21 protein-coding genes are annotated in these 20,902 nt (G+C 36.8%); 7 read left to right on the top strand and 14 right to left on the bottom strand.

Annotation, left to right across the window (positions count from 1 at the left end; genetic code table 11):
• Nucleotides 1-232: 232 nt before the first annotated feature.
• The 6 genes from DKM50_06160 to mltG all read left to right on the top strand — a co-directional run bounded on the left by DKM50_06160 (nt 233) and on the right by mltG (nt 5,918).
• On the top strand, nt 233-943 hold the full coding sequence (locus DKM50_06160) for a phosphoribosylaminoimidazolesuccinocarboxamide synthase (protein PZM80131.1): 711 nt from the start codon (nt 233-235) through the stop codon (nt 941-943).
• Nucleotides 944-1,077: 134 nt separating this feature from the next.
• Entirely contained in the window at nt 1,078-1,365 is a 288-nt protein-coding gene (locus DKM50_06155) for a hypothetical protein (protein ID PZM80130.1), read from the top strand.
• A 27-nt stretch (nt 1,366-1,392) separates the two neighbouring features.
• On the top strand, nt 1,393-1,602 hold the full coding sequence (locus DKM50_06150; protein ID PZM80129.1) for a hypothetical protein: 210 nt from the start codon (nt 1,393-1,395) through the stop codon (nt 1,600-1,602).
• 183 nt (nt 1,603-1,785) lie between these two features.
• Nucleotides 1,786-4,143: an alanine--tRNA ligase gene (gene alaS, locus DKM50_06145; GenBank protein ID PZM80128.1), complete on the top strand. Its 2,358-nt coding sequence runs from the start codon at nt 1,786-1,788 to the stop codon at nt 4,141-4,143.
• Complete coding sequence (locus DKM50_06140; protein ID PZM80127.1) at nt 4,140-4,553, top strand: Holliday junction resolvase RuvX; 414 nt, start codon at nt 4,140-4,142, stop codon at nt 4,551-4,553. The genes alaS and DKM50_06140 overlap by 4 nt, the downstream gene beginning before the upstream one ends.
• Nucleotides 4,554-4,628: 75 nt before the next feature.
• A complete protein-coding gene (gene mltG, locus DKM50_06135) occupies nt 4,629-5,918 on the top strand; it encodes an endolytic transglycosylase MltG (protein PZM80126.1) in 1,290 nt (429 codons plus the stop codon).
• 124 nt (nt 5,919-6,042) lie between these two features.
• On the opposite strand, the gene DKM50_06130 is transcribed toward mltG, so the two are convergent.
• The 4 genes from DKM50_06130 to DKM50_06115 form a co-directional block, all read right to left on the bottom strand.
• Complete coding sequence (locus DKM50_06130) at nt 6,043-7,581, bottom strand: GMP synthase (glutamine-hydrolyzing) (protein ID PZM80125.1); 1,539 nt, start codon at nt 7,579-7,581, stop codon at nt 6,043-6,045.
• A gap of 62 nt (nt 7,582-7,643) precedes the next feature.
• Nucleotides 7,644-9,134: an IMP dehydrogenase gene (locus DKM50_06125; protein PZM80124.1), complete on the bottom strand. Its 1,491-nt coding sequence runs from the start codon at nt 9,132-9,134 to the stop codon at nt 7,644-7,646.
• A 136-nt stretch (nt 9,135-9,270) separates the two neighbouring features.
• Nucleotides 9,271-10,569 (bottom strand): adenylosuccinate lyase, encoded by a 1,299-nt coding sequence (locus tag DKM50_06120; GenBank protein ID PZM80123.1) that lies wholly within the window; start codon nt 10,567-10,569, stop codon nt 9,271-9,273.
• Between the two features lie 276 nt (nt 10,570-10,845).
• Nucleotides 10,846-11,385 (bottom strand): DUF366 domain-containing protein, encoded by a 540-nt coding sequence (locus DKM50_06115; GenBank protein ID PZM80122.1) that lies wholly within the window; start codon nt 11,383-11,385, stop codon nt 10,846-10,848.
• Nucleotides 11,386-11,535: 150 nt separating this feature from the next.
• Here DKM50_06115 and DKM50_06110 point away from each other — a divergent pair, with 150 nt between their 5' ends.
• Nucleotides 11,536-12,423 carry a type II methionyl aminopeptidase gene (locus tag DKM50_06110; protein PZM80121.1) on the top strand — a complete coding sequence of 296 codons (888 nt, stop codon included), beginning with the start codon at nt 11,536-11,538 and terminating at the stop codon, nt 12,421-12,423.
• 33 nt (nt 12,424-12,456) lie between these two features.
• Here the strand turns inward: DKM50_06110 and DKM50_06105 are convergent, their stop codons facing one another.
• From DKM50_06105 to DKM50_06060, 10 genes are all read right to left on the bottom strand, one after another.
• Nucleotides 12,457-13,233, bottom strand: a complete 777-nt coding sequence (locus DKM50_06105) for a hypothetical protein (protein ID PZM80120.1) — start codon at nt 13,231-13,233, stop codon at nt 12,457-12,459.
• Nucleotides 13,234-13,235: 2 nt separating this feature from the next.
• Entirely contained in the window at nt 13,236-13,937 is a 702-nt protein-coding gene (locus DKM50_06100) for a hypothetical protein (protein ID PZM80119.1), read from the bottom strand.
• A gap of 81 nt (nt 13,938-14,018) precedes the next feature.
• Nucleotides 14,019-14,963: a hypothetical protein gene (locus DKM50_06095; GenBank protein ID PZM80118.1), complete on the bottom strand. Its 945-nt coding sequence runs from the start codon at nt 14,961-14,963 to the stop codon at nt 14,019-14,021.
• Between the two features lie 48 nt (nt 14,964-15,011).
• Nucleotides 15,012-15,443, bottom strand: coding sequence for a hypothetical protein (locus tag DKM50_06090; GenBank protein PZM80117.1), 432 nt, complete (start codon nt 15,441-15,443; stop codon nt 15,012-15,014).
• Nucleotides 15,444-15,625: 182 nt separating this feature from the next.
• Nucleotides 15,626-16,435, bottom strand: a complete 810-nt coding sequence (locus tag DKM50_06085) for a metallophosphoesterase (protein ID PZM80116.1) — start codon at nt 16,433-16,435, stop codon at nt 15,626-15,628.
• 126 nt (nt 16,436-16,561) lie between these two features.
• Nucleotides 16,562-17,461 carry a glycosyltransferase family 2 protein gene (locus DKM50_06080; protein ID PZM80115.1) on the bottom strand — a complete coding sequence of 300 codons (900 nt, stop codon included), beginning with the start codon at nt 17,459-17,461 and terminating at the stop codon, nt 16,562-16,564.
• Nucleotides 17,462-17,473: 12 nt separating this feature from the next.
• On the bottom strand, nt 17,474-18,121 hold the full coding sequence (tmk, locus tag DKM50_06075; protein ID PZM80114.1) for a dTMP kinase: 648 nt from the start codon (nt 18,119-18,121) through the stop codon (nt 17,474-17,476).
• An 11-nt stretch (nt 18,122-18,132) separates the two neighbouring features.
• Nucleotides 18,133-19,668 carry a single-stranded DNA-binding protein gene (locus tag DKM50_06070; GenBank protein PZM80113.1) on the bottom strand — a complete coding sequence of 512 codons (1,536 nt, stop codon included), beginning with the start codon at nt 19,666-19,668 and terminating at the stop codon, nt 18,133-18,135.
• Between the two features lie 87 nt (nt 19,669-19,755).
• Entirely contained in the window at nt 19,756-20,037 is a 282-nt protein-coding gene (locus tag DKM50_06065; protein ID PZM80112.1) for a hypothetical protein, read from the bottom strand.
• A gap of 36 nt (nt 20,038-20,073) precedes the next feature.
• Complete coding sequence (locus tag DKM50_06060; GenBank protein PZM80134.1) at nt 20,074-20,901, bottom strand: pyruvate ferredoxin oxidoreductase; 828 nt, start codon at nt 20,899-20,901, stop codon at nt 20,074-20,076.
• Between the last annotated feature and the right edge of the window lies 1 nt (nt 20,902).

Raw genomic sequence — 20,902 nt, 5'->3', positions numbered from 1 at the left:
ATATTTTCTCACCAATTAGGTGATCCTTGTTTGACTCTATTTTTCAATATCACTACAATGTTTTTTTGAGTTGATATAGTTCTCTGTTTAGGAGTTGGGGTGCAGCAGTTTTTCCTATTGCTTCTTGTATATAGTTTTTCTAAATTTTATGAACAATTAAAACATTGTTCGAATTTACCGGAATAATGTATAATATCCTTCTCAATATATTGTAAGTATGGAGGATATCGATATGCAAAAAATAGAGATGCTGTATGAAGGTAAAGCGAAAAGGATATATAAAACTGAGCAATCAGATCTATATATTTCCGAGTTTAAGGATGATGCTACTGCTTTTAATGGAGCAAAAAAGGGAACAATTGAAAATAAGGGTGTTGTAAATACAAAAATATCTGCAAGGCTATTTGAGCTGTTAGAAAAAAATGGTATCCCTACTCACTTTGTTAAGTTGTTGTCAGAAAATGAGATGCTTGTAAAGAAAGTGACCATTATTCCTATTGAGGTTGTTATTCGTAATATTGTCGCAGGAAGTATGGCAAAAAACCTGGGACTAAAAGAAGGGCTACCCCTAGCCTATCCTGTTCTTGATCTTTATTATAAAGATGATTCTCTTAATGACCCGATGATTACGGAATATCATGTAAAAGCCCTGAACTATGCCTCAGATGAAGATATGAATACAATTAAAGTTATGTCGCTAAAGATAAATGAGATATTAAAAGGTTTTTTTAAATCCTGTGGAATTGACTTGGTTGATTTTAAATTGGAGTTTGGGAAAACAGTTGATGGGAACGTAGTCCTTGCTGATGAAATATCGCCAGACACCTGTAGGTTTTGGGATAGTCAGACCGGAGAGAAGCTCGATAAGGACCGATTTAGAAGAGATCTTGGTAATGTCGAAGGAAGTTATCAGGAAATGCTTCGAAGAGTTACGAATTACTGATAGTAACCTTAAAGTTATGTATATTCACACAAGCGGGAAAATGCGATATAATTCAGCAAAATAGTAGCTTTAAGTATGGCAATTATTTATATTCTGGCAAGTGAATAATTAGGAAAAACAGGGGGTGTTTTGAGATGAAAAAAGGATCGTATTTTGGCGGCTTTCTTTTAGGTGGGATTATCGGGACTGCAGCTGGATTGCTTTTTGCGCCGCAGTCAGGGAAAGAAACTAGAGAGTGGTTAATCAGGGCAAAAAAGGAGCATCAAGACCTTATTGACGAAACGAGGGATGCTGCTGATAAGCTTATACAGAAAACAAAGAAGTCAATCGAAGAGAGTATGGAGAATTTGTCCAAGAGTATAGAACAAAAAGAAAATAAGATGGAAGAATCGCAGCAGCAAAAGGAAAGTACTGAGATATAGTAAAAAAACTTTCTAAAGGAGAAAAGTATGGCGGATTGGCTTAGTATAACATGGATTATTGTCGGAATTGTAGTAATATGCGTATTGTTGTTTTTCATTCCGATCCTCGTAGAGGTTAGAAAAACATTGAAAGCTTATAGAGTCATCAGTGAAAGAATCGAACTGGTTACTGATGTTAAAGGATGGTTGAATTTTGCTAATTTCTTTAAAAAAGAGAAAAAAAGAGACAAGATTTAATAATAGTTATTAACTAATTATACGATTAATGATATTATAAAGGCGTTCCATTAGGACGCCTTTTTTTGCACATTTTAATCTCTAATAACAAAAAATTTAAAAACATGTTCTTTTGTCAAATATATCGTTTTGACTTTATACAAGATAGTTTATGAATAATAGAATGAAGTGAGGTCATTATCAATGAAAACTGAAGATGTTAGGAAACAATTCATAAAGTACTTTGAGGAAAAAGGGCATACTTATGTACATGCTGCCCCGGTTGTTCCTGTTGGAGATCCTACCCTTCTATTTACGAATGCAGGAATGAATCAGTTTAAAGATGTTTTTCTAGAAAAAGGGACTAGACCGTTCAAACGTGCTGTAAATAGCCAGCCTTGTATTAGAGTTTCGGGCAAACACAATGATCTGGAAGAAGTTGGACATGATACTTATCATCATACGTTGTTCGAGATGCTTGGAAATTGGTCTTTTGGTGATTATTATAAGAAAGATGCAATAATGTGGGCCTGGGAATTGCTGACAGAAGTCTATAAAATACCGAGAGAAAAATTGTACGCAACTGTCTATCATACCGATGAAGAAGCTGAGAGCCTTTGGACAAAGCATACTGATATCGGAAAAGACAGAGTATTACGTTTTGGAGACAAAGATAATTTCTGGGAAATGGGTGAAACTGGTCCTTGTGGTCCATGCTCTGAGATCCATATAGATCGAGGCGAGGACTATTGCGATAAGAAAAACGACAAAGACCATGTATGTGGCGTTAATGCCGGCTGCGCACGATATATTGAGTTATGGAACCTTGTATTTATTCAATATAATCGCGATAGTTCCGGGAAACTTACTGAATTGCCCAGTAAGCATGTTGATACGGGTGCAGGGTTGGAGCGTCTAACGGCAGTGCTTTCTGGCGTCATGTCTAATTATGACATCGATGTTTTTAGGACGATCATCAGTCACATTGAGCAGCTTTCTGCTGTTATGTATACGCAGGAATATGGCATTCCTCATCGCGTAATAGCTGATCATATCAGGACATTGACGTTTGCTATATCCGATGGCGTTATCCCTTCGAATGAAGGCCGTGGATATGTTATTCGAAGAATACTACGAAGAGCTTCGAGGTATGGTAAGAAAATTAATTTTAAAGAACCGTTTCTCCATAAACTTGTTCCCGTAGTTGTTGAAGTTATGGGGAATGCTTTTCCTGCTATCAAAAACCGAGCTGAATACATCTCAAAGGTAATCAAATCGGAAGAGCAGAGTTTTTCTGCAACCTTGGATAAGGGTATCGAGATCTTTAATCAATTAACTGAAAAGTTGAAGAAAGAAAATAAATCAACTATTTCAGGTGAAGATGTTTTTAAGCTCTATGATACCTACGGGTTCCCTCCTGATTTAACAGAGCTTATGGCAAAAGAAATCAATATTAAGGTTGATATTGTCGCTTTTGAGAAGGAAATGGAAAAGCAAAAAGAAAGGGCCCGTGCTGCAACGTGCTTTGTCTCTGAAGATTCTGATGCCTTTAAGCCAATTGGAGGAGAAGCTATTATTGCCAGGACCGAAGAGGAAAAGTTAAGCATGGCACGGCATCACACTGGTACACACCTGCTACAAGCTGCCCTGAGAGATGTTCTTGGCGCACATGTCGCTCAGGCAGGGTCTATGGTCTCCCCGGAGAGGCTACGGTTTGATTTTAATCATTTTGAAGCATTAACAGAAAATGAGTTGGCTTGTGTAGAGACACTTGTTAACGAAAAAATAATTCAGAATATTAGAATAGAAAAATTTGAAGAGAGCTATGCCAAGGCACTTGAACTTGGTGCTTTAGCTTTTTTTGGCGAAAAATACAGCGATATCGTTAAAGTTGTTAAAATTGATGATTTTAGTATAGAGTTATGCGGAGGGACCCATTTAGATTATACGGGACAGATAGGCTTGTTCAAAATAGTCTCGGAGAGCGCAGTAGCTGCCGGGGTACGAAGAATTGAGGCAGTTGCCGGAGCTCCTGCTGTGCAGTATGTCCAAAATAAGCTCAGTATTATTAAGGAGCTGACAAACGTTTTAAAGTCACCGGATAATAAACTATCCGCAAAAATATCAGAAATACTTGAGCAAGCTAAGCAGAAGGAAAAACTCATAGATAAACTAAATATGGAGTTGATTAATCAATCAATTCCATCGTTAATTGAACATGCAGAGCTATATGGAAATACCAGAGCAGTTGTAAAAAAATTTACTGATACTGATAACAAATCGCTTCTGGCGATATCTGATGAATTAATGAACCGAATGTCATCTGGTATCGTATTTCTGGCTTCAGTTATTGACGATAAGGTGCTATTTATTGCCAAGGCAAGTAAAGATTTGGTTGAAAAAAAACTAAGCTGTGATGAGCTCGTTCGCGCGGCTGCATTGATTTGCGGTGGAAGTGGCGGTGGAAGTCCTCTCCGGGCACAGGCCGGCGGAAAACTTCTTCAGAATGTCGATCAAGCACTTACTAAGGTTGAAACAATCATCAGAGAAAGGCTATCATGAATAGACTATTAGGTATTGATTATGGCGAAAAGCGTATCGGGGTAGCACTGTCAGATCCATTACAGATTATTGCATCCCCTTTCAAAGTTGTTGCTAACGATAACAAAGCGATATCAGAAATTAAAGAAATAATTAAGGAATACGACGTTTCTGAGATTGTTGTTGGAAGACCGATTAATTTAAAGGGTGCAGAAACTGCATCGACAATTAAAGCGAGAGAGTTTAAAGAGAAATTAGAACAAGAGATTTCTCTTCCTATAGCATTCTGGGATGAACGGTTATCAACAAAATCAGCCAATAATGCGCTTCTTGAGGGTAATGTTTCGCGAGGTAAAAGAAAGCAACTCGTAGACAAGATCGCAGCTGTTTTTATTCTACAGTCTTATATGGATTGCAGAAAACGAAAATAATTTCCAATAAGAGATACGTATACATTCGTTACTAGAAGTGCTAGACTGCCAGCCAACATTAATTGGGGTTGATATATGGTTAAACAATCTGATAATTGGTCAAAGAAAGTAAATAATATCATCGACAATATTCGTTTTGGGACAGCGAAATTCCGAACTGCTTTTGAAGCGAAGCTAAAATTGATTTTTGTTTCGCTCAATAAACGTAAAGATGTTCGAAAAAATCTCGAAAACGGACTGCTCTCGTATTTACCGGCTACAGAGGTAACTAATCAAAAAATAGAAACTCAAAAGAATAACCTGAGAACCTTTAGTCCAAAAAAAATAATACTATTCTTTTTGGGTGTTTGCCTTTTTACTGCTTTGCTAATCAGTACTGTTTCTTATTATATTTTGGTTGATACTGTGGATCCGGTTAATGTACAAACGGTAGTGTTCAAAGTGCCGCAAAACACCTCAGCGCAAGATATCGCGATAAGATTATACGACCAGAAGTTAATTAAGCACCCTATTATATTTAAAGTAGCTCTTAAACTGTTGAAAGCAGATAAGAACTTGCACGCTGGTATATTTGAGTTAACAACAAATATGAATATCAAACTAATAATCGAATATATAACTGGAAAGAAAGGGTTTTCCTCTATCACGTTTACTATTCCTGAAGGATTCAGCATGCGGGAAATTGCGGATCTTTTGGAAAAGAACCAAATTGTTTCTGCTAACGAATTTATGGAATATGCAAGCTATGGTGCAGTAGGAACGCTTGCCGAGCAATACGAGTTCCTGTCTAACTCTCCTATTTCTTCCCTGGAAGGCTATCTGTTCCCTGATACTTATACGGTGGTGCCTGGTTTATCGCCTCATCAGATAGCTAAAATGATGGTCGATCGATTTAATGATAAAATTTATGCATATTATAAAAAAAATCAGAGTCAATCGGCAACGTATAAAGAAAAGCAATTAACCCTTCATGAATTATTGACGTTGGCATCAATCGTTGAAAAAGAAGCTGTGATCGACAAAGAGCGTAGTCTTATTGCTGAAGTATTCATTAACAGGCTTGAAAAACGTATGCTTTTTGGTGCTGATCCGACAGTTAAGTATGCTCTCAATGAGCCAAGAAAAAAGATTGTTACCTTTGCAGATATTAAGATAGACTCACCGTACAACACCTATAAGAATCCCGGATTGCCTCCTGGTCCGATAGCATCCCCGGGTATTAAGTCTTTCGTTTCGGTTCTTTTTCCGGCCAAGAGTAAATATCTTTATTTTATTGCAAAAGGTGATGGTACTCACTGTTTCTCTTTTAATGAAAAGCAACATAATGCATTGAGAGCTAAACTGGGATACGATATGGTTCGCTAATTTTTCGAGCGAATCGCAATTCTTTTATCTATAGATTTAAGTGGCAAATTGAAAAGAAATATTTTTGTGGTAGTAGCAATGTTTTTAAGTTATGTATTACAAACTAATAAGTTCTGGTAATATATTATTCCCATTCAATGGTTCCAGGTGGTTTTGAGGTAATATCGTAAACAACACGATTAATCTCACCTACTTCGTTAATAACGCGAGTAGATATCTTTTCTAATAGTTCGTACGGTAAATCAGCCCAGTTTGCCGTCATCGCATCTTCAGATGTTACAACACGAAGAGCAAGTGTTGATAAATATGTTCTTTTATCTCCCATAACACCTACGGTTCTTATTGGGAGTAAAACACCAAACGCTTGCCATACTTTTCTGTAGTATCCAGCTTTTTTGATTTCATCCATAATAATATCATCAGCGTCTTGTAGAACTTTTATTCGTTCTTTTGTAACTTCTCCTATTATCCTTATCGCAAGTCCAGGTCCTGGAAATGGCTGTCTATGAACAATTTCATCAGGAACATTAAGTTCTGCTGCAACTTTTCTTACTTCGTCTTTAAATAGCTTTCTTAGTGGTTCAATTACCTTGAACTGAATATCGTCAGGTAGCCCACCAACATTATGATGGGTCTTAATTTTTACAGCATTTTGAGATGTTCCTGATGTAGCACTTTCAATAACGTCAGGGTATAGGGTACCCTGGGCTAAGAATGGGATTTCAGTTTTTAAGTTTTTAGCTTCTTCTTCAAAGGTACGAACAAATTCATGTCCGATAACTTTGCGTTTTTCTTCTGGATCGATGACTTTATCAAGCTTATTATAAAAACGTTCACAAGCATCGATATGAACAAGATTAATTTTAAAATAATCACGAAACATTTTTACGATTTTGACGCCTTCGTTTTTTCTCATGAAACCTTGGTCAATGAACATGCACACCAGTTGATCTCCAATAGCTTCATGGATCAAGGCAGCTGCTGTAGTAGAATCTACTCCACCACTGAGCCCTAGAAGTACTTTGTCTTTTCCTACAATTTGGCGAATTTCTTTGATACTATCTCTTACAAATGAAGTTGTTGTCCACGTTGGTAAGCATCCACAAATTTTGAAAACAAAGTTACGAATTATTTCCATACCTTTTGGTGTGTGTGCAACTTCCGGATGGAACTGAACACCAAAAAATTGGCTCTTTCTATTGGCCATGCCTGCTATCGGACAATTTGCAGTATGTGCAATAGCCTTAAATCCTTCAGGCAATTTCACAACAGCATCTCCATGGCTCATCCAAACCACCATTTCAAGCCAAAGTCCTTCAAATAGATCGAAGTTATCGTCAATCATTAAGTGACTTTTACCGTATTCCTGTGTATCTTTTTTTTGAACTTCTCCTCCGAGGTCATTGGCTAGTAATTGCATCCCATAACATATTCCGAGAATCGGTAAATTCATTTTGTAAATGTCTTTGTTGAGTTTTGGGGCATCTTCGTCATAGACACTTGAAGGTCCACCAGAAATAATAATTCCAGAAGGATTAAATTTTCTTATATCTTCTGGAGTACTGCTGCTTGGAAGAATTTCTGAATAAACTTTACATTCTCTGACTCTTCTTGCTATAAGCTCTGTATACTGAGAACCAAAATCCAATATGACTATCACAATACTAAACCTTCTTTATTTAAGTTAAAAATATTCTAACAGAAAAAATATTTTATGTAAACAAACTATTCCTTTAAAATCACGTCGTGGGCTCCGCCTTCTTTAATACTGGTAGAGGAAACGGCAGTCAGCCTTGCAGTATCTTGAAGTTGTCTTATCGTTTTCGCGCCGCAGCTGCACATTGTAGATTTTATCTTGTGTATTGTTACATCGAGGTTGTCTTTTAGCTTGCCTGCGTACGGTACGTAGCTATCAACGCCTTCTTCGAACTTTAAATACGTACCTGTATCACCTGCATCATAGCGTTGCCAGTTCCGTGCTTTGTTAGATCCTTCACCCCAGTATTCTTTTACGTACCGATTTCCCAATTTTATTTTTTTTGCCGGACTCTCATCGAATCGAGCAAAGTATCTTCCCATCATAACGAAATCTGCACCCATCGCAAGTGCAAGGACAATATGATAATCATGAACAATACCGCCATCAGAACATATTGGGATATAGGTCCCGGTTTCTTTGTAAAGTTCGTCTCTATAAGCTGCGGTATCGATGATAGAAGAAGCCTGGCCTCTTCCTATTCCTTTCTGCTCTCGAGTAATACAGATTGAACCGCCCCCAATACCTACTTTCACAAAATCGGCACCTGCATCAACGAGATATTTAAATCCTTCTCTATCGACTACGTTTCCTCCTCCGATCTTCACTTTGTCTCCGAAATAGCTCTTTATGTATTCAATTGCTTCTCTCTGCCATTGCGAAAACCCGTCGGATGAATCTATACAAAGAATATCTACACCAGCTTCAACAAGCAGAGGCACTCTTTCTTTGTAATCTCTAGTATTGATCCCTGCCCCTACGATGAGCCGCTTATCTTTATCCATCATCGTATTCGGATTTTGTTTGTGATCTTCATAATCTTTTCGAAATACCATGTAGCGTAGTTTCTGGTTTGCATCTACGATAGGTAAACAATTAATCTTGTGTTCCCAGATTATATCATTTGCTTCACTTAAGGTAATTCCATGGTTCCCGATAATAAGTTTCTCAAAACAGGTCATTAATTCATGAACAGGTTTTTCCAAAGAGTCTCTCGTTAGCCGGTAATCCTTGCTGGTAACCAGACCTAGCAGTTTTCCATTTGCAGTGCCATCATCAGTAATCGCGATCGTGGAATGTCCGGTTTTTTGCGTAACATCAAGGACCTCTCTTAACGTATGCCTCTCTGTAAGGTTTGTATCGCTCAATACAAATCCAGCTTTGTATTTTTTTGCTTTTTTTATCATATCTACCTGAGTTTCGATTGATTGTGAGCCGTAGATGAATGAGAGTCCGCCACTCCGCGCCAAAGCAATTGACATATTATGGTCCGAAACTGACTGCATAATTGCAGAAACGAATGGAATGTTAAGGGATATAGCAGGTTCAGCCCCTCGGTTAAATCTCACAAGTGGGGTTTTGAGCGATATGTTTTCTGGAGTACAGTCTTTCGCTGTTAGGTTTGGTACAAGTAAATACTCGCTGAACGTTCTTGAAACCTCGGGATAAACGAAAACCATGACAATACCTCTTTCTTGATATTCTATGTGCTTGTATAACAAAGAATTATATACTATTTATTTCGGATTCGGTAGTGCTCTCTCAGCAACGATGCTACACAATAATTGTGACACAGCATTCATCGGAGAAAGGATGTTATTCGAATATCCTTCCGAAAATCATATCAATATTTTTTGTGTGAAAACCATAATCAAAGCATTCATTTAACGATTCTTTTGATATTCTTGAAAGTATTCGTTCGTCTTGATTGCAGATATCGATAAACGTAACTTTAAAGTTATGCTCCCTTGATTTCATTGCGTTTTCTTGTACAATTTTATATGAATCTTCTCTTGTTAGTCCTGAATCTACGAGCTTAAGCAGGACACGCTGGGAAAAGACAAGTCCTCCGGTACTCTCAAGATTTCTTTTCATGTTATCAGGATGAACAACCAGGTTTGTTACTACACCGACAAAAAGTTTAAGCATATAATCTAATGCCAGAGTGCTATCTGGAAATATTATTCTTTCTGTTGATGAATGAGAAATATCTCTTTCGTGCCATAGGGCCATGTTTTCTATTGCGACTAGTGAATTGCCTCTGATAACTCGAGCCAGCCCGGTTATTCTTTCACAGGTGATTGGGTTTTTTTTATGAGGCATAGCAGAAGAACCCTTCTGCCCTTTTGTGAATCCTTCTTCCGCTTCGTTGAATTCGGTTTTTTGCAGCGCGCGAATCTCCGTTGAGAATTTTTCCAGGGATCCAGCGGTAATTGCGAGTGTTGTCATGAATTCAGCGTGACGGTCCCTTTGCAGGATTTGTGTAGATATTTTGGCTGGGGTTAACTTTAGTTTTTTGCAAACGTATTCTTCTATAAATGGATCAATATTGGCATACGTTCCAACAGCACCTGACAATTTACCGAAAGAGATATTTTCAATAGCGCGTTCGAGCCTCTGGGTATTTCTTTCCATTTCTTCGTACCATAATGCCAGCTTTAAGCCAAAGGTCATTGGTTCTGCATGAACCCCGTGAGTACGACCGATCATTATAGTATTCTTATGTTCAAGTGCTCTTTCTTTTATCGCAGCTTGGAGTTCCTTTATTCTGGTCAATAATTGCTGTCCGGATTCTTTAATTAAGATAGCAAATGCAGTATCAACAACGTCACTTGATGTCATTCCCAGATGAATAAATCGTGACTCCGGTCCAACATTTTCTGCTACGCTCGTAAGAAATGCAATAACATCGTGGTTAGTGGTTTTTTCAATTTCATTGATCCTATTAATTTCAAAAGTTGCTTTATTCTTAATTGTTTTGAGCGACTCATCGGGAATATTACCTAGTTTATTATGAGCTTCACAGGCGGCTAACTCAACATCAAGCCATTTTTGGAACTTGTTCTGTTCCGTCCATATTTGTTTCATCTCCGGAGTTGTATAACGTTCGATCATTATTATTTCCTTTCATTGCCGATATTTTGGAATAGGTATTTTTTTATCAAAATCCAGAATGTGCGTTCGGGTTATATTGTAGTATAAATTATCTACGAATTGAAGCCTTTTTTTATGGTTATTACCAACGGATACTCACATGGACCCCGCGATAGGCTGCCCAGCCGGCAATTGTGGCTGCAAGGTCCCAATTGTCCCAATTATATATCTGCTATTGTGTATGCAGTTAAAGCATGAAGCAGTTTATCTGTCGGCAAGCCAAAATCTGTTGCATATTTAGATTACACCTCTTACTTTACGGCGGGCAAAGTAAATATCCTCGATTTCTTCTTTGTATAGCGTCATTATTGCTTTTGCAAACGTAGACGGATCAATAGAGAGTTCCGAAAGCGAAGCAGTATGTATTGGTGTATTATCAGTGATGATATTGATTCCTGTATGTATAATCGTAGATACTGGAGTTTGGGTTGCAATAGATACTGATAATTTTCCTTCATCATAGAATAAATCATCACCTTTACGAATCACTTTTGAACCTAGGTAGTCTCTTATTATCGCAATGAACAATCTTTGACGAAAAATCGTTTCTGTTAAAGAGATATCAAAATGTTCTATAATAAAATGCACCATATTATCGGATCGTATGAATGCGTGTGCTTTCTTATCTTCAATATCGACAAGATGTTCATCAACCAGGCATGGTCCGGTAAAGGATATTACACTATCGCCATTTACGTCAAAGTTTTTGTAGGCATATAGCGATTGCAGATTGCTGCCATCATAAATAATCTGTTCATTGTGAAAGTAAGTTTTCATTTTATCTCCATTGATCAATATTAGACTTTTTGTCAGCTTGCCCTAATAGTATACAGAAGATATAATAAAATCAAATATTTTTTCTATAATAATGATCAGTAAATAATAAGATTTTGATAAAGAGAATAACTAAGATCCCGGGAGTTAACTATGGAAAATCTGGAAAATTGGAAGATCGCCGGTTCTATTGCCGCAAAGGCTTTGCAATATGGAAAAGGGCTTATAAAGCCCGGCGTTAAACTATTGGATGTAGCCGAATCTATTGAGGCATATATTTATAATGAAGGGGCTAATCCTGCATTTCCGGTTAATTTATCTCTTAATAATATTGCCGCTCATTATTCTCCGATGATCAATGATTCAAGTGTTTTTAATAAAAAAGATGTAGTTAAACTTGATGTTGGTGTCGTGTATCAGGGATGCCTGGGAGATACTGCGCTGACAGTTGACCTTAGCGGAAAACACGATAAACTGGTCCAGTCTGTTGAGGCAGCCTTGGCAGCAGCAATAGCTATGATAAAGCCAGGTGTAAGTACTAACTTGATTGGTGAAACGATAGAAAAAACCATCACACGTATGGGGTTTAAGCCGATCAAAAACCTAGGTGGACATCAAATGAAAGAAAATAACCTTCATTGTGGTACTTTTATCCCGAACTATAATGACAAATCAAAAATTAAACTTGAAAAAGGACAGATTATTGCGATAGAGCCGTTTGCCGCGCCTCGCAGTAGTTACATATATGAAAAGGGCGATCCTTACATTATTATGTTAAAAAGCCCTCACCTACTCTACGAATATGGAATCTCGGATGAGTTTATACAGGCTATTGAACCATTTAAGCATCTGCCGCTTTCGTTGCGGTGGATATCAAAGCGTCTCCCCCTTGAAAAATGGCTTCCTGCCGTTAAAGAACTTAGTGATAAAAAGGCTTTTATTAGTTACGAGCCTTTATGCGCTGAGAAAAATGACGTTATTGTTCAAGCGGAACATACAATTATTGTAGACGATCCATCAATAATTTTGACATTAGCGTAATGTCTTTCCGGTAACTATTTGGATGATTCCCTATTATACATGTTTTTCGGCTACAAAATAGATTCTTTCAATATTCACTTTATCCGGCTTTTCTCTTGTGAAAGCTTCATAGTATTCAATGTTTTTGAATCCGGCATCTTTTAGCCATATTCTGATCTCTCGCGGTTTATATGCCTGTTCTTTATGTACCTCTTTGCCAATAAATACTTCTTGTCCGTTTTCAAGTGAATAAAATGATTGAATGAATGTGCCGATCCCTACTTTGTGATCGAAATATCCGCTCCAGGTATACTTTAACGATCCGATAATTTCTTCTTGCTCAACACTCATGACATGTTCCAGCTCATATGGGGTATTAATGTCAAAAATAAATATACCTCCATCAGTTAAACTATCATATACATTACGAAAGGTTTTCTGTACTAACTTATGTGGAATTAGATGATTTATACAATCCGATAAACTAATAACAAGATCGAACTCATCATCTTTTTTGAATTCCTCCATTTTTGCTTGTATAAAAGGGATCTTAATTTTTTTTTCGGCTGCCTTGTTTTTTGCAACATCAAGCATATCAATGGAGCAATCTACTCCAGTAACACTATAGCCTTTCTCGCTCATGATAAGTGATGCAATTCCCGTTCCACATCCTAAATCGAGCACCTTTTTGGGAGAAATTTCTTTGTAAAATAAAATCTCTTCAAGATAATCTACAATTTCGTTGAAATCTATATATTGAGCTAACAAGTCGTAATATTGCGCAGAAATTGAATATGGTTGAAGTTTGTCTTTTTGTAATCGTCTTTTCATGATTAATAAGCCTGGACTGAGAAGTCCACCATTAGATTTGATCCCGAATACTTAAGATTTGTTATGGTTATCTCTTCAATGTTTTCGGTTTTTATATTTTTTATAGAACTGCTATTTTTTTCTTTTGCCAAAAGTATCCACCCTTTTCTCTGATATATAAGGCTAATCGGTTGAACAATTTCATCGACTTTCTTCTCTTTTACAGTGTTGTAGTGTTTTATCTCGATGTAGGAAGAATCGGCAATGGCAATTGTAATCTCGTTAATTATCTCTTTTTGTTGCTGTTCTGCAATTTTATCGACTTTTCCAGTAGTCAGGTATTCTTTCAACGTGGCAAAAAGACTTTTGTTTTGTGCATATAATGGGGAATTTTGAAGATAGATCGCAGAGTTTAGTTTTTCTAGAATACGTTCAAGCATTTCATTATTATGTACGGTTTCCAGCAGCGTATAACATGTATCTCTTAGGAAAAAAGCTTCATTGAGCGTGAATGCTATGTTTGGAATGAAAAGGTGTGGTGCCAGATTATATCCGCCATCTGTCGATATCGGAACCCCTAAGGCAATCAATATAGCAATATCTTTATAAATTGTTCTGCCTGATACGTTACATTTTTTTGCTAATTCTTGAACCCCAATACCTGGTTGATTCTTTATCGCCATTAGATGATTGATGATTCTGTATAGTCGATTGATTCTTTTCATTACTAGTAATCCATAAGTTTTGAGATAAGTTGAACTATAGTAGCATAATAATCAATCAAAAGTAACCCCTTGATAATATTATTAGCTGTTCACATCAGCTGCAAATTTGATTGATTCCTGGGTTTTAATGACCTTATCATAAATTAATTTAGAAATCGTACGTACAAATAACGTTGCTTCAAAATCAGAGGGTATTTGCTTGGCAAATATTGTTAAGATATAAGGTTTATCTTTCACAAATATAATGCCGATATCATTTCTAACACTATTGAGTGAACCTGTTTTATTTGCTATTTTTAAAGTTTCAGGTAAATATTTACGAATTCCCCATTTATGCTTTTGTGCGGACATAATTTCGAGCATTTGCAGGGAATATTTTTTGTTTACTAGCTTTCCTTGATACATCATATCCAGAAGCAACAGCATATCATCTGGAGTTGTTGTGTTTTGATATCCTGGTTTTTTGCTGAGCATTGTGTCATCTTTGATAACTGTTTGAGATAATCCTAAACTGTTCATATATTTATTGATATTATTCATACCAACAAAATTAATTAACATATTAGTCGCAGTATTATCACTTTCGGTAATCATTTTTTCCACAAGATGTTTAATGGTATAAGAATTTCCGTTTTGGCAATAATATAATCCTCCTGATCCGGGGACTTTATTATTCCGTTTTAACACAATACATTTGTCGAGTGTGAGTTTTCCATTTGCCAATTGATGAAAAACTTCTGCCATAACAGGTACTTTAATAACACTGGCAGGATTAAATTGAATATCGCCATTGATCGAAATATACTCCTCAGATGTGAGATCCTTGATGGAGATTCCAACTGTCCCGCCATTCGAGTACTGATTGACGTGGTCATATAAATCCTTAAATGCGTATACCAACCATGAGTCCTGACCTGTGGGAGGCATCGTATTGTCAGTAAACGCGAGTCCTATCATAAACCATAAACATAATGACATGATAATGACTATCACTGATTTCTTTGCATAATTATTTATGATCAACATTTTTTGTTACCTATATTATGATATTAATTTGTATTTGAATAAGAGCTACTACGTTAAGATTTCATTAATTATTGTACGTGCCGTATTTCCATCAATGTTGGAGTTTTTCGTTTTGAGTTCTTTCATCACCTTGCCGAAGTCTGAGCTGCTGGTATAGCCATTTTGGTTAATAATCGCTGTAATGAGCTTCTTTAGTTCTTCTTCCGATAACATTTTAGGAAGATATTCATCAACTATTCTTATTTCTTCTGAGAGGGTTTTTGCCTCTTCATTTCTGCCTAGTGCAGTTGTTTGTTCCATCGCATCCTTCAGGCTCTTTTGGTAGGATTTGATTATCTTAATAATGTCCTCCTCAGATAATTCACCACGTGCGTCGACAGTCATTATTTTTGATTTGATCATCCGAAGCACTTCTAGACGGGCTGTATTTTTTTCTTTCATGGATTGTTTTATATCATCGGATATCTTTTGGTAGAGCACTAATCTCTCCTTTTTTTATTATATATTATTTTAATTAAATTACCAAACAAGCATATGATTTTTAGCTGCCTAGGTTCGGGCACAACGTGCACAGAATTATACCATTAATGAACAAATCAGTCATCTGTTCTACTTTTTTTTTTGACGAAACAGCATCTTTTCTCTTACAGATTATCCGATAGTTAGTGGTTGAGTGTCAACAATTCTATTGATGGAGGCGCGAAAAATCTTAATGGCATGCCAGTTGTTCCGATTCCATTGGTAATAACTACTTTTGTATGCGGCGTCTGCACTACGCCGGATCTATACTTTTGACCATATTGAGAAGAGGTAAACGGGGCCCACAGACCAAAGCAGGTTATCTGTCCGCCATGAGTATGCCCACTCAGGACCAGATCTACCCTATTGCAGGTAATTCTTTCAGAAAAATCCGGGTTATGAGAAAGAACCATCACAAAGTCTTTTTCAGAAGTTTCCTGTAGAATATTTGTAATATTCGGTGAACTGCACCAGAAATCAGCAAGACCCCCAATCTTTATTCTCGAATTATCGACATTAATCCATTTGCCGGTATTGTCCATAATCAATATTCCTGCTTCTGTCAGGACATTTTTAATGCTAATCGGCCCTTGCCCATAATCATGATTTCCAAGAACAGCGATAACCCCTAATGGGGCTTTTAACTCCTTTAATTCTTTTGCGCAAAGATAGATATTCGCTTTGTTACGATAAACATAATCTCCTCCAAGAAGAATGATATCAGGGTGTAATTTGTTGATAATTTCTACGAGGTTTCTTACTCTTTTTATCGAGAAATATGGTCCGCAATGTATATCAGAGATGAAAGCTATCTTTTTGTTATTAAATTGTTGAGGGATACTGGCATCTTTTATAATTATCCTATTTATACGGATTTGATGCTGTTCAACAAAAGCCATTAATCCGGAAAGTAGAAACACTAGGATGACCAAAGTTAGTATTGTTTTTTTCAATCTCCTGCCCCCTTTTGTTGTTCCATTATCAGTGGCTATCTGAGATATTTTTTTGTGTATTTAGGAGATTATTTTCGGTAAGTTGAAATGACCGGTATCGGTATTCACTGTATGTCAGGGAAGTTATTAGCCATTATCCTCTTTTTTATTATTATATTCTGGGGTGCTAATGATACTCGTAAACCATAGTATTTTATGAAGTATTCTGTATTTGATGGATTTTATCCTATATTTTAGAAACAAGAAATATCGATTGTGGTTGCGCGCTCCTTCGTGAACAACAGTTGATTTGATTCTTAGCTCAGACAATAAAGCTTCTTTTCTTTCATATGTTAGCTTTTTTGTTAATAATTTCTCCATTGAATAGATCCGGAATCGGTCCATGCCCCAGTATTTTTTTGATAACTGGTCTTCATGGCCTCCGCGTTTTTCTATGAGATTATCATGAATCAGGTAAATCCCGTATTTATAAGAGATTCTTAGCCAGAGATCATAATCTTCACAAACCGGCATTTTTTCGTCAAACAAACCCACTTCGGTAAATAATGTTTTTTTTATCATTACTGCTGAAGGGCTTACAAGACATAATTTTAGAGAGGGAATAAAAATATCACCTGACGGTTTTAAGTGTTTTTTCATCGGGTTGACATGTTTTCCCTTTCTCATCCAGACTTCCTGTACCTGAGATATTTGTATATCCGGTGTTTTTTCCATGATTGCTAACTGTACTTGGACTTTTTGGGGATACCAGATATCATCAGAGTCAAGAAAGCAGATATAATCTCCTGAAGCAAGCGATATCCCGTAGTTTCGTGCAGCACTAACGCCTTTATTTTTTTGTTTTGTATACAATATTGGGAATGAAGCTTTTTTTGAGTTTATTATTTCTTCTGTTTCATCTGTGGAACCGTCGTCAATAACAATGATTTCGATATTTGTGTAAGTTTGAGCAATAACAGAGTCGATAGCCTCTGAAAGTCTTTGAGATCTGTTATATGTGGGTATTATAATGCTTACTTTAGGCATAATTCTCTTGGACTAATGATCCTTTAGCTCTTGAGCGCTGGTTGATTTATTATAACTCGTTTCAAAGGTATTGATTATCTGGGCATGGATTTCTGCAATTGAAAATTTTTCTGAGTCAAAAACAACGTATCTTTGTGAATTTTTAGCTGCTAATTCTAAATATTTTTTTCGAATACGTTCATAAAAAGAGATTGTTTCTCGTTCAAACCTGTCTGCGGTTTTGATCTTTCTAGCTCTTCTCAGACCTGTTTCCGGCGAAATATCCAGGAGAAACGTCTTGTTTGGGTTAAGGTCTCTTGTAGAGTATGAGATGATAGTACTTATAAGATTTTCATCTAGTTTTCTTCCTCCGATTTGATATGCGATGGTAGAATCTACATATCGATCACAGATTACTAGTTTGTTCTGGTTGAGTGCCGGTTTAATTATTTCCTCAATGTGCTGTGCCCGGTCCGCGGCAAAAAGAAAAACTTCGGTAAGATTCGATAACTTATTATTATTACTGGATAATAAGATATTCCTTATCTGTTTCCCAATTTCAGTTCCGCCCGGTTCTCGGGTGATAATAGTCTCTTGACCTTTATCTTGTAAATATTTGACTAATAGATCAATCTGGGTAGATTTTCCACATCCGTCAATACCTTCGAAAGTAATAAACATTGTAATTCCTTTTACTCTGTATGTTCAGGATAGACACGAACAAAACGATTCGGCTCATCTCCGATAGTTTCAGTATAAAATCCCTTTTCCGCAGCAAAATTATGTTGCAATCTTCGGGTATAGGGTGACGAAGGAGCTGCGTCTTTATGCTTGTTAGTTTTAATTACATTTTCAATCACATCATTGATTTCTCTTAAAGCTTCTTCGTCCTTCATCTCATTATCAGTGTAAACTTTAAAGATATAACGAAGAAATTTTGTAATTTGAGAAGAGGTATTACTTTTAATAACGTGAAGTGATAAATTCATATCTGCTACTTTTTGTACGAACCGGGAATCGTTTTTAGCCTGTAACTTTGTTGTAACAACAATGTTCGCTTCATCTAAGTTATTTACAACTATCGCCGGCACATCTATCGAATGAATAGCCCTTTCGAGTCGATTTCTATTGACAGCATAAGGGAAAATAGCAGTTACCTTTTCATCTTTAGGTTTATCAGTTTCGTAATGCCTATATTCTTCTTCAAACGAAACCTCTATTTCTTGCTGGGTAACTGTTACTTTGCCTTCTTCATCAAAAACCCTGATTTCAGGACTGACTTTTTTACCAAGAAGAAGTTTGTCTATTGTATCTGATACCTCTTTGTATATAGCGAGAGTATGCATATCTCTCATCTCTACTATGATACTAAAAGTTGGCGGACCTTTCCGTTCTAAAATAGCTTTTTGCGTTCCTCTGCGTCGAGCCTCTTCATCACTCAGGGTTACCGACTGAATTCCACCGACAAGATCTGAAAGTGTCGGGTTTTTCATGAGATTCTCGATTGTATTACCATGTGCAGTAGCAACTAAGGTTACGCCTCTTTCTGCTATTGTTCTTGAGGCGGCAGCTTCTTCTTCAGTGCCGATTTCGTCAATTACAATTACTTCAGGCATATGGTTTTCGACGGCTTCAATCATCACCGCATGTTGACGATTAGGATGAGAAACCTGCATTCTACGGGCTCCACCGATACCTGGATGAGGGATATCTCCATCACCGCCTATTTCATTCGAAGTATCGACAATAATAACTCTTTTTTTTAATTCGTCACTCATAACTCTTGAAATTTCACGAAGTTTGGTTGTTTTTCCCATGCCTGGAGGCCCAACAACAAGAATGCTTTTTCCTAAGTTGACGATATCTCTAATTACTTCAATTGTTCCTTGAATAGCTCGCCCAATACGCAATGTAAGTCCGATAATTTTACCTTGTCTGTTACGTATGGCTGATATTCTGTGCAGTGTTCCTTCAATTCCAGCTCTGTTATCTGCTGTGAAGAATCCGATTCGGGAAACTACATAATCAATATCTTCGTACCTGATTTTATTTTCTGATAGCCTAACGATTTGATTCCCCTTGAATCGGGCTTCAGGATATCTGCCTACATCGAGCACTATCTCATAGAGGTTTGTATGATCAGGATATTGAGTTATCGCTGATTTAACCACTTCTGGTAAAATCGTAAGTAGCAGATCTATGTTATCGATTATTTGATTGAATGCCATATTTCCTAATCCTATGCATAGTCTAGATACTAAGTTGATATAAAATTATTATACCAGCACTTAGTATCTAGACCAAATCTAAATTAATTAAACCCTACCTTTTACTTCATCTTTAAGTGTTTTACCTGCTACAAAAGTAGGTGTGACAGTAGCTGGAATCGTTATTTTTGCACCAGTTTGAGGGTTACGACCTTCTCTCGAAGCTCTTTTTTTAACTTCAAACTGACCAAATCCTACAAGACGAACCGGATTGCCGTGTTTTAACTCATCGATCATGAGATCAATTGCCATTTCAACGACATCTTTTACATCTGACTTGTTTTTCCCAGTATTGTTTGATATTTTTTCTATTAGCTCTTTCTTGTTCATCTAAACTCCCCCTTCCATAATAATATGTGGAAAAATTTAAATTTCGCCACATAATTTTAATAATTTATTCCATCGAATATCTACATCTTGCTGTACTTCCTCGATTAAGGCTTCGTTCCCTGGTTTGAATAGATGTTTGAAACGAGTTTGCAACTTTAACCATTCAACAATTGGTTTCTTTGTTTTTGGTTTGTAAGTAAGTTTATAAACTCCATTTTCAACTTCAAATAAAGGCCAGAAGCATGTTTCTGTTGCAAGTTGGGTTAACATAACCGTATCTTCAGAGTTAGTTCCCCATCCAAGCGGACATGTTGATAAAACATTAAGAAATTTTGGTCCCTTTATTTCCATAGCCTTTTCTATCTTATTCGTTAAATCTTTCCAATTTCCACCAATAGCTTGTCCGATATATGGTATCCCGTGCGCTACAAGAATAGCCGTCAGATCTTTTCTGAATTGTTCTTTTCCCTGCTTTACTTTTCCTGCTGGTGCAGTTGTTGTATTTGCGTATTTAGGAGTAGCGCCAGATCTTTGAATACCAGTATTCATATATGCGCCGTTATCATAGCAAACATAGAGCATATCATGTCCGCGTTCCATAGCACCCGATAAAGATTGTAAACCGATATCGTATGTACCTCCATCACCACCAAAAGCAATGAATTTGATATTAGTTTCCGGTAATTTTTCTTGTCTTACAAGGGATCTGTATGCTGCCTCAACGCCACTTACAGTCGCTGCTGAGTTTTCAAAAGCGCAGTGAATAAACGGCACCTTCCATGAAGTATATGGAAATATAGTTGTGTTAACTTCTAGACATCCTGTCGCTGAACCAATAACAAGTGGGTATTTAGCTGCTTGCATG

This window comes from Candidatus Margulisiibacteriota bacterium (assembly GCA_003242895.1).
Taxonomy (GTDB): domain Bacteria; phylum Margulisbacteria; class Riflemargulisbacteria; order GWF2-39-127; family GWF2-39-127; genus GWF2-39-127.
Note: the sequence above shows the minus strand (reverse complement) of the source record. Positions and strands in the feature narration are given on the sequence as shown.

What these genes read in the sequence shown, in the direction of transcription:
- DKM50_06160 (PZM80131.1), top strand. Translation starts at nt 233, where the DNA reads ATGCAAAAAATAGAGATGCTGTATGAAGGTAAAGCGAAAAGGATATAT.
- DKM50_06155 (PZM80130.1), top strand. Translation starts at nt 1,078, where the DNA reads ATGAAAAAAGGATCGTATTTTGGCGGCTTTCTTTTAGGTGGGATTATC.
- DKM50_06150 (PZM80129.1), top strand. Translation starts at nt 1,393, where the DNA reads ATGGCGGATTGGCTTAGTATAACATGGATTATTGTCGGAATTGTAGTA.
- alaS (PZM80128.1), top strand. Translation starts at nt 1,786, where the DNA reads ATGAAAACTGAAGATGTTAGGAAACAATTCATAAAGTACTTTGAGGAA.
- DKM50_06140 (PZM80127.1), top strand. Translation starts at nt 4,140, where the DNA reads ATGAATAGACTATTAGGTATTGATTATGGCGAAAAGCGTATCGGGGTA.
- mltG (PZM80126.1), top strand. Translation starts at nt 4,629, where the DNA reads ATGGTTAAACAATCTGATAATTGGTCAAAGAAAGTAAATAATATCATC.
- DKM50_06125 (PZM80124.1), bottom strand. Translation starts at nt 9,134, where the DNA reads ATGGTTTTCGTTTATCCCGAGGTTTCAAGAACGTTCAGCGAGTATTTA.
- DKM50_06120 (PZM80123.1), bottom strand. Translation starts at nt 10,569, where the DNA reads ATGATCGAACGTTATACAACTCCGGAGATGAAACAAATATGGACGGAA.
- DKM50_06115 (PZM80122.1), bottom strand. Translation starts at nt 11,385, where the DNA reads ATGAAAACTTACTTTCACAATGAACAGATTATTTATGATGGCAGCAAT.
- DKM50_06110 (PZM80121.1), top strand. Translation starts at nt 11,536, where the DNA reads ATGGAAAATCTGGAAAATTGGAAGATCGCCGGTTCTATTGCCGCAAAG.
- DKM50_06105 (PZM80120.1), bottom strand. Translation starts at nt 13,233, where the DNA reads ATGAAAAGACGATTACAAAAAGACAAACTTCAACCATATTCAATTTCT.
- DKM50_06100 (PZM80119.1), bottom strand. Translation starts at nt 13,937, where the DNA reads ATGAAAAGAATCAATCGACTATACAGAATCATCAATCATCTAATGGCG.
- DKM50_06095 (PZM80118.1), bottom strand. Translation starts at nt 14,963, where the DNA reads ATGTTGATCATAAATAATTATGCAAAGAAATCAGTGATAGTCATTATC.
- DKM50_06080 (PZM80115.1), bottom strand. Translation starts at nt 17,461, where the DNA reads ATGCCTAAAGTAAGCATTATAATACCCACATATAACAGATCTCAAAGA.
- tmk (PZM80114.1), bottom strand. Translation starts at nt 18,121, where the DNA reads ATGTTTATTACTTTCGAAGGTATTGACGGATGTGGAAAATCTACCCAG.
- DKM50_06070 (PZM80113.1), bottom strand. Translation starts at nt 19,668, where the DNA reads ATGGCATTCAATCAAATAATCGATAACATAGATCTGCTACTTACGATT.
- DKM50_06065 (PZM80112.1), bottom strand. Translation starts at nt 20,037, where the DNA reads ATGAACAAGAAAGAGCTAATAGAAAAAATATCAAACAATACTGGGAAA.
- DKM50_06060 (PZM80134.1), bottom strand. Translation starts at nt 20,901, where the DNA reads ATGCAAGCAGCTAAATACCCACTTGTTATTGGTTCAGCGACAGGATGT.